Origin of the sequence: Phenylobacterium aquaticum (genome assembly GCF_947378715.1) — a bacterium.
Classification (GTDB): domain Bacteria; phylum Pseudomonadota; class Alphaproteobacteria; order Caulobacterales; family Caulobacteraceae; genus Phenylobacterium; species Phenylobacterium aquaticum_A.
In genome coordinates, this window is the sequence record NZ_CANCLE010000193.1 from 1 (window position 1) to 6,676 (window position 6,676).

7 protein-coding genes and 1 pseudogene are annotated in these 6,676 nt (G+C 69.7%); all 8 read right to left on the reverse strand.

Going from position 1 to position 6,676, the window contains the following annotated elements:
- Nucleotides 1-112: pseudogene (locus Q7P21_RS18350) on the reverse strand (tRNA (guanosine(46)-N7)-methyltransferase TrmB); the annotation flags it as partial.
- Between the two features lie 28 nt (nucleotides 113-140).
- Nucleotides 141-1,361 carry a methionine adenosyltransferase gene (gene metK, locus Q7P21_RS18355; protein WP_304178677.1) on the reverse strand — a complete coding sequence of 407 codons (1,221 nt, stop codon included), beginning with the start codon at nucleotides 1,359-1,361 and terminating at the stop codon, nucleotides 141-143.
- Between the two features lie 143 nt (nucleotides 1,362-1,504).
- On the reverse strand, nucleotides 1,505-1,936 hold the full coding sequence (locus tag Q7P21_RS18360; protein ID WP_304169711.1) for a helix-turn-helix domain-containing protein: 432 nt from the start codon (nucleotides 1,934-1,936) through the stop codon (nucleotides 1,505-1,507).
- A 62-nt stretch (nucleotides 1,937-1,998) separates the two neighbouring features.
- Nucleotides 1,999-3,570 carry an apolipoprotein N-acyltransferase gene (lnt, locus tag Q7P21_RS18365; protein ID WP_304178689.1) on the reverse strand — a complete coding sequence of 524 codons (1,572 nt, stop codon included), beginning with the start codon at nucleotides 3,568-3,570 and terminating at the stop codon, nucleotides 1,999-2,001.
- Nucleotides 3,567-4,445: a hemolysin family protein gene (locus Q7P21_RS18370; protein ID WP_304169708.1), complete on the reverse strand. Its 879-nt coding sequence runs from the start codon at nucleotides 4,443-4,445 to the stop codon at nucleotides 3,567-3,569. Before Q7P21_RS18370 ends, lnt begins: the two co-directional genes overlap by 4 nt.
- Nucleotides 4,429-4,899, reverse strand: coding sequence for an rRNA maturation RNase YbeY (gene ybeY / locus Q7P21_RS18375; protein WP_304169706.1), 471 nt, complete (start codon nucleotides 4,897-4,899; stop codon nucleotides 4,429-4,431). The genes Q7P21_RS18370 and ybeY overlap by 17 nt, the downstream gene beginning before the upstream one ends.
- On the reverse strand, nucleotides 4,896-5,924 hold the full coding sequence (locus tag Q7P21_RS18380) for a PhoH family protein (protein ID WP_304178702.1): 1,029 nt from the start codon (nucleotides 5,922-5,924) through the stop codon (nucleotides 4,896-4,898). The genes ybeY and Q7P21_RS18380 overlap by 4 nt, the downstream gene beginning before the upstream one ends.
- A partial coding sequence (locus tag Q7P21_RS18385) for a MiaB/RimO family radical SAM methylthiotransferase (RefSeq protein WP_304178713.1) occupies nucleotides 5,921-6,676 on the reverse strand: 756 nt, incomplete at its 5' end. The genes Q7P21_RS18380 and Q7P21_RS18385, both read right to left, overlap by 4 nt.

Genomic DNA, 6,676 nt, shown 5'->3' on the forward strand with positions numbered 1-6,676 from the left:
CCTGAGGACAGCGGATTTCCGGCAGCAGGCTGTCCATGAGGGCGGCCTGGCGGGGCTTGATGGTCCGCGACTTGATGCGGCCAAAGGAGCGAAGGGGCGGATGGTGGTCCATCCGCGCCCCTCTAATCGTCCAGGCGGCTCTAGGCCAGGGCCTTCAACTCGGCGACCAGGTCGGTCTTTTCCCACGAGAAGCCGCCCTCGGCGTCCGGGGTGCGGCCGAAATGGCCATAGGCCGAGGTGCGGGCGTAGATCGGGCGGTTGAGGCCCAGGTGCTCGCGGATGGCCCGCGGCGTCGCGCCGCCGATCAGTTGGGGCAGGATGGCCTCCAGCTTGGCGGGGTCGATCTGGCCGGTCTCATGCAGGTCGACATAGAAGCTCAAGGGGTCGGCGACGCCGATGGCGTAGCTGATCTGGATGGTGCACTTGCGCGCCAGGCCGGCGGCCACGACGTTCTTGGCCAGGTAGCGGCAGGCATAGGCCGCCGAGCGGTCGACCTTGGTCGGGTCCTTGCCGGAGAAGGCGCCGCCGCCGTGCGGGGCCGCGCCGCCATAGGTGTCGACGATGATCTTGCGGCCGGTGAGGCCCGCGTCGCCGTCCGGCCCGCCGATCTCGAAGCGGCCGGTGGGATTGACGTGCCACTTGGTCTTCTTGGTGATCAGGCCCGACGGGAACACGCTCTCGACATAGGGCTGGATCAGCTCCTTGACCTTCTTCGGCGTCGCCGAATGCAGGCCGATCCGCTTCTTGTGCTGGGTCGAGACCACGATCTGCAGCACCTCGACCGGGCGGCCGTCCTGATAGAGCAGGGTCACCTGGCTCTTGGCGTCGGGCTCAAGCGCCTCGCACTCGCCCGAATGGCGGACCTCGGCCAGCTTGCGCAGGATGTTGTGGGAATATTGCAGGGTCGCCGGCATCAGCTCCGGCGTCTCGTCGCAGGCATAGCCGAACATGATGCCCTGGTCGCCGGCGCCCTCGTCCTTCTTGTTCGACCCGTCCACCCCTTGGGCGATGTGGGCCGACTGGGCGTGCAGATAGCAGGCGTACTTGGCCTTGGCCCAGTGGAAGCCCTTTTGCTCGTAGCCGATGTCCTTGATCGCCGCGCGGACCTTGGCTTCCAGCGAGCCGACGATCTCCTTGGTGAGCTTCTTGTTCTCGTCCTTGGAGGCGCCCGGCTTGGCGGCGCGGACTTCGCCCGCCAGCACGATGCGGTTGGTCGTCACCAGGGTTTCGCAGGCCACGCGAGCCTCGGGCTCGACCGCCAGGAAGGCGTCGACCACCGTGTCGCTGATCCGGTCGGCCACCTTGTCCGGATGGCCCTCGGAGACGCTTTCACTGGTGAAGATATAGGAGGAACGGCTCAAGGGGGGGCTCCGAAACAGGCGCGACGGCCGCATGCGCGGTCCGTCTGCAACGTCTTCGAAATCCTATAAAGAAATCTTTATATCCCGCAAGCGCGATGACGGGTCGCGGGCGGGCGGCCCCGGCCGGCTGCGGGCCAGGACGCTCAGTCGGCCTTGGCGTCGTCCTCGTCATCCTCGGTCATGGCGCGAACCAGGTCGAGGATGCGGCGGCGCACGCGGGCCTTGCGGATCTTGGGGAAGGCGGCGGCCAGCTCCATGCCCTCGGGCGTGAGCAGGAAGGCGTGGGCCGGGGGCGGGCCCTCGGGTTCGCCCGGCGCGGTGCGCGCCGCGTCGCCCAGGCCGTCGAAGAAGTAGGAGATCGAGGTTCGCAACGCCCGGGCCATTTCCCACAGCTTGGAGGCCGAGACGCGGTTGGCCGCGCGCTCGTACTTCTGCACCTGCTGGAAGGTCAGGCCGATCGAATCGGCGAGCTTTTCCTGGCTGACGCCCAGCTCCTTGCGTCGCAGTCGGATACGCAAGCCGACATGCAGATCCACCGGGTTGGGCGAGCGATCGACGTCAAGTTCCTTGGCCATGGACCATTTCCTTATCCGAACCGGCGGCGGGCCGTCAAAATATTGACGCCTCCGTCAGTTCCTCAGGGCTGGCGATGTCGTCGAATGCTCGCCATGGCGGCAGAAAAGAGCAGCATGATGGCGGGGATTATTTCACCGAGACGCGAATAAGGGGTCGGCGCCAGCCCTGGTGGCAGGCGGGCGTCCACCACCCCGATGCGGCCCAATCCCAGGGTGTGGCCGGGTTGGTGGCGGCCATAGGCGTCGATCATGGCGGTGACGCCGGTGGGCGTGGCCCGGGCGATCGGCAGGCCCTCCTCGATGGCGCGATAGCCGGCGATGTTCAGATGCTGCCAGGGGCCGCTGCCGCCCCCGAACCAGGCGTCGTTGGAGACATTGAGGATCCAGGCCGGCCGGAACCCGGCGCGGGCGGCGGCGTCCGCCGCGAAGTGCGGGAACAGGGCCTCGTAGCAGATCAGCGGCTGGACGGCGGGCAGGCCCTCGACGCGGAGCGGCCGGGGTTTTGGCCCCGGCGTGAAATCGTCGGGCATGTGGACCAGGCTGCGGAACCCGACCTTGGCCGCCAGCTGGCCGAGCGGCATGAACTCGCCGAACGGCACCAGGCGGTATTTGTCATAGATCGCCGTCGGCTTCAGGCCCTGCGGCGCGCGGCGCAGGGCGACCAGGCTGTTGTAATAGCGGGTCTCGCCGGCCGGACCGAAATCGACGCGATTGGCGCCCATCATCAGGGTCTGGCCGGTCTGGAGCCCTGCCGTCAGCCGCCACAGATAGGGACTGCCGGGGCTGAGCAGATCGTCGATCACCGCCGGCAGGGCGCCTTCCGGCCAGACCACGATGTCGGGCCGGGCCGGACCTGGCTGGGTGGTCAGCTGCATATAGGTGGTGAAGACCAGGTCGAGGTTCTCCGGCTTCCACTTCTCCTTCTGGTCGATATCGGCCTGGACCAGCCGCACCAGGGGCGCGGTGGGCGAGACCGGGAGCGCGTGGGCCAGACGCCAGGCGCCGCCGCCATAGAGCAGGACGAGGCCGCCCGCGAGCACGCCGCCAGTGATGATCCGGGCCCGGCGCGAGACCGGATCGAACAGCAGGGCTGCTCCGCCGGCCAGGGCCACAGTGATCCAGGTCAGGCCATAGGCGCCGACCAGGGCCGCCGCCTGGGACGGGGCCGAGCCCGCCGCCCAGGTCTCGCCGGGCAGGTTCCAGGGAAAGCCCGTGAGGATGTGGCCGCGCAGATATTCGGTGAAGGTGAGCGCGCCGGCGAACACCAGGGCGCGCCGCCAGCCCCGGGGCGCGAAGGCCCGCTGGATCAGCCCGGCCAGGCCCCAGAACAGCGCCAAGCCCCCGCCCATCAGCAGCAAGGCAAAGGGCGCCATCCAGCCCTGCTCGCGGGCGTCGACCAGGAACGGCTCGGTGATCCACCAGACGCCGACCGCGAAATAGCCTGCGCCGGCCAGCCAGCCCCGGAAGAAGGCCGACCGCAACGGGCGCGGGCCCTCGGTCTCCAGCAGCCGGAGCAACAGGGCGTAGCCCAGCAGGCCAGGCAGGACCCCAAAGGGCGGATGGGCCAGGCCGGCGGCGAGACCCGCCGCCAGGGCCGCCAGGCGGATGCGCCAGGCGGGCGGGATCGGCCTCAAGCGGCCTTCTCCGGCGGCGGCGCCACGACGGTGGGGCGCAGGCGCACCCGCTTCACCCGGCGGGGATCGGCGTCGATCACCTGGAACTCGAAGCCGTCAGGATGGCCGATCACCTCGCCCCGCTGCGGCACGCGGCCGGCGATGGCGATGACCAGGCCGGCCACGGTGTCGATCTCCTCCTCCAGGTCGGCGGGGGCCAGGTCGCTGCCGACCGCGGCCTCCAGTTCCTCCAGGGGCGTGCGGCCCTCGACCTCATAGACCCCGCCGGGGCGGGCGATGATGCCGACCGACTGGGCCTCGTCATGCTCGTCGTCGATCTCGCCGACCACCGCCTCGACCAGGTCCTCCAGCGTCACCAGACCGTCAGTGCCGCCGAATTCGTCGATCACCAGGGCCATGTGGATGCGCGAGCCCTGCATGCGCAGCAACAGGTCGGCGGCGCGCATGGAGGCCGGCACATAGAGGGCGTCGCGGCGCAGCTTCTGCAGCACGGTGTCGGTCGGCCCCGGCGGCTTGGCCTTGCCCTTGGCCGGGGTGGCGATCAGCTTGAACACGTCCTTGACGTGGACCACGCCGACCGGGTCATCGAGGGTCTCGCGGTAGATCGGCATCCGCGAATGCTCGGCCTCCAGCAGGCGCTCGACCAGCTCGGCGAAGGTCAGGGACAGCTCCACGGCGATGATGTCGGCGCGCGGCGTCATCACATCGTCGACCCGCAGGGTCTGGAAAGCCTGGGCCTGGTCGACCAGCTGGCCGCCCGGCGCGGGAATGACCGGCGGCGCGTCATGGCCCGACCTGGATTTCAGCCGCCTCAGAAAGGCGCGCAGGCCCCGACTGGGGCGCGCGCCTGGATTCGGCTCATCGGAACTGGCCATCGTCTCCCCGTTCAGCCGCATAGGGATCAGGAACCCCCAGTCCGGCCAATACCTCCCGCTCCAGACCCTCCATCTCAAGGGCCTCGGCGTCGGTCTCGTGGTCGTATCCTACAAGATGCAGCACCCCATGCGCCACGAGGTGTTGCAGATGATGGGCGAAGGGCTTGGCCTGGTCGCGCGCCTCGGCGGCGCAGACCTCGAAGGCGAGCGAGATGTCGCCCAGATGATCCTCAGGATTCTCCGGCGCCGGAAAGGACAGCACATTGGTCGAGCTGTCCTTGCCGCGAAACTGCAGGTTCAGGGCGTGCTGGGCCTTGTCGTCGGTGAGCAGGACGACCACACCGCCTGCGCGCTGGGCGCCGGCCAGGGCCGCCTCGGCCGCCGCCAGGACCAGGGCCGAGGCTTCGGGCAGGACGTCCGACCAGCGCTCATCCTCGATCTCGATATCGATCAAGACACGTCTGCTGGCGTCGTGGGGGCTGGCGACAGGTCCGCTTCAGGCGCATCGGCCTTGGGCCGGGACCGCTCGGCGCGCGGCCGAGCCTTGGCGCTCTCGGCCTCGTAGGCGCGGACGATGCGTTCCACCAGCGGGTGGCGGACCACGTCCTCGGCCGCGAAACGGCTGACGGCTACGCCCTGGACCCCATCGAGCAGGCCGACGGCGTGGGCCAGGCCGGAATCCTCGGCGCGGGGCAGGTCGATCTGGCTGGGATCGCCGGTCACCACCATGCGGGCGCCCTCGCCCAGCCGGGTCAGGACCATCTTCATCTGCAGGCGCGAACAGTTCTGGGCCTCGTCGACGATGACGAAGGCGTGGCTGAGGGTGCGGCCGCGCATGAAGGCGATGGGGGCCAGCTCGATCTCGCCCTTCTCGCGGCGGCGGCGGAACTGGTCGACGCCCAGGATATCGGTCAGGGCCTCCCAGACCGGCGCCATATAGGGATCGACTTTTTCCGACAGGTCGCCCGGCAGGAAGCCCAGGCGCTCGCCGGCCTCGACGGCCGGGCGCGAGACGATCAGCCGCTCGACCTCGCCGCGCAGCAGGAGACCGGCGCCATGGGCCACGGCCAGGAAGGTCTTGCCGGTGCCGGCCGGACCCAGGCCGAACACCAGTTCGCATTTGGCGAGCGCGTCGAGATAGCGGGCCTGGGCGGCGGTCTTGGGCGCCACCTGGCCACGTCGGCCGGACGGCAGGCCGCCGGGCGCCGAACCCCGGCCGACCCGCACCTGGCCGATGGCGACGCGGACATCGGCCTCTGTGACCTCCAGCCCCCGGTCCACCCGGGCGGCCAGGGTCTCGATCACCCGCTTGGCGTTGCCGCGCGCCTTGGCGTCGCCGGTCAGCAACACCCCGCCCCCAGGGGTCTCGATCAGGACGTCGAAGGCGTCCTCCATCAAGGCCGCGTAGCGGCTGGCGGCGCCGGTGACGGCGCGGGCGATCTCGTCGGCGAGGGGAATGAATTCAGGGCTACGGCTCAAGCGGATTCCAGCTCCAGCGCGCCGGCCAGGCTCATCTTGGCGGCGCTTTCAATACGAACCGGAACGATCTGGCCGATCAGCTCCGCGGGTCCCGTGACATGGACCGCCTGCAGATAGGGGCTGCGGCCCGACAACTGGCCGGGATGGCGGCCGGGCTTCTCGAACAGCACCGGCAGGACGCGGCCGACCTGGCTCTGGTTGAAGGCGACCTGCTGTTCGTCCAGCAGGGCGTTCAGCCGGGCCAGACGCTCCTCCTTGACCGCTTCGTCCACCTGGCCCGGCATGGCGGCGGCCGGGGTGCCGGGACGGCGGGAATATTTGAACGAGAAGGCGCTGGCGTATCCGGCCTCGCGGACCAGCTGCAGGGTGGCCTCGAAGTCCGCCTCCCGCTCACCCGGAAAGCCCACGATGAAATCGCCGGAGAGCGCCAGGTCAGGCCGGGCGGCGCGAACCGTCTCGATCAGCTTCAGATAGCTGTCGGCCGTATGGGCCCGGTTCATGGCCTTCAAAATCCTGTCCGAACCCGACTGCACCGGCAGGTGCAGATAGGGCATCAGTTCCGGCAGATCCGCATGGGCGGCGATCAGGGCGGCGTCCATGTCGCGCGGATGGCTGGTGGTGTAGCGGATGCGGTCCAGGCCCGGGATGCGGGCGATCTGGCGCACCAGGCCGGCGAGCCCGCCGGGGCCGGAGAAGGCGTTGACGTTCTGGCCCAGCAGGGTGACCTCGCGCACGCCCTTGTCGGCGAGCGC

Bases quoted from the DNA above. Each gene is read 5' to 3' on its own strand.
- Q7P21_RS18360 (WP_304169711.1), bottom strand. From the start codon at position 1,936: ATGGCCAAGGAACTTGACGTCGATCGCTCGCCCAACCCGGTGGATCTG.
- Q7P21_RS18370 (WP_304169708.1), bottom strand. From the start codon at position 4,445: ATGGCCAGTTCCGATGAGCCGAATCCAGGCGCGCGCCCCAGTCGGGGC.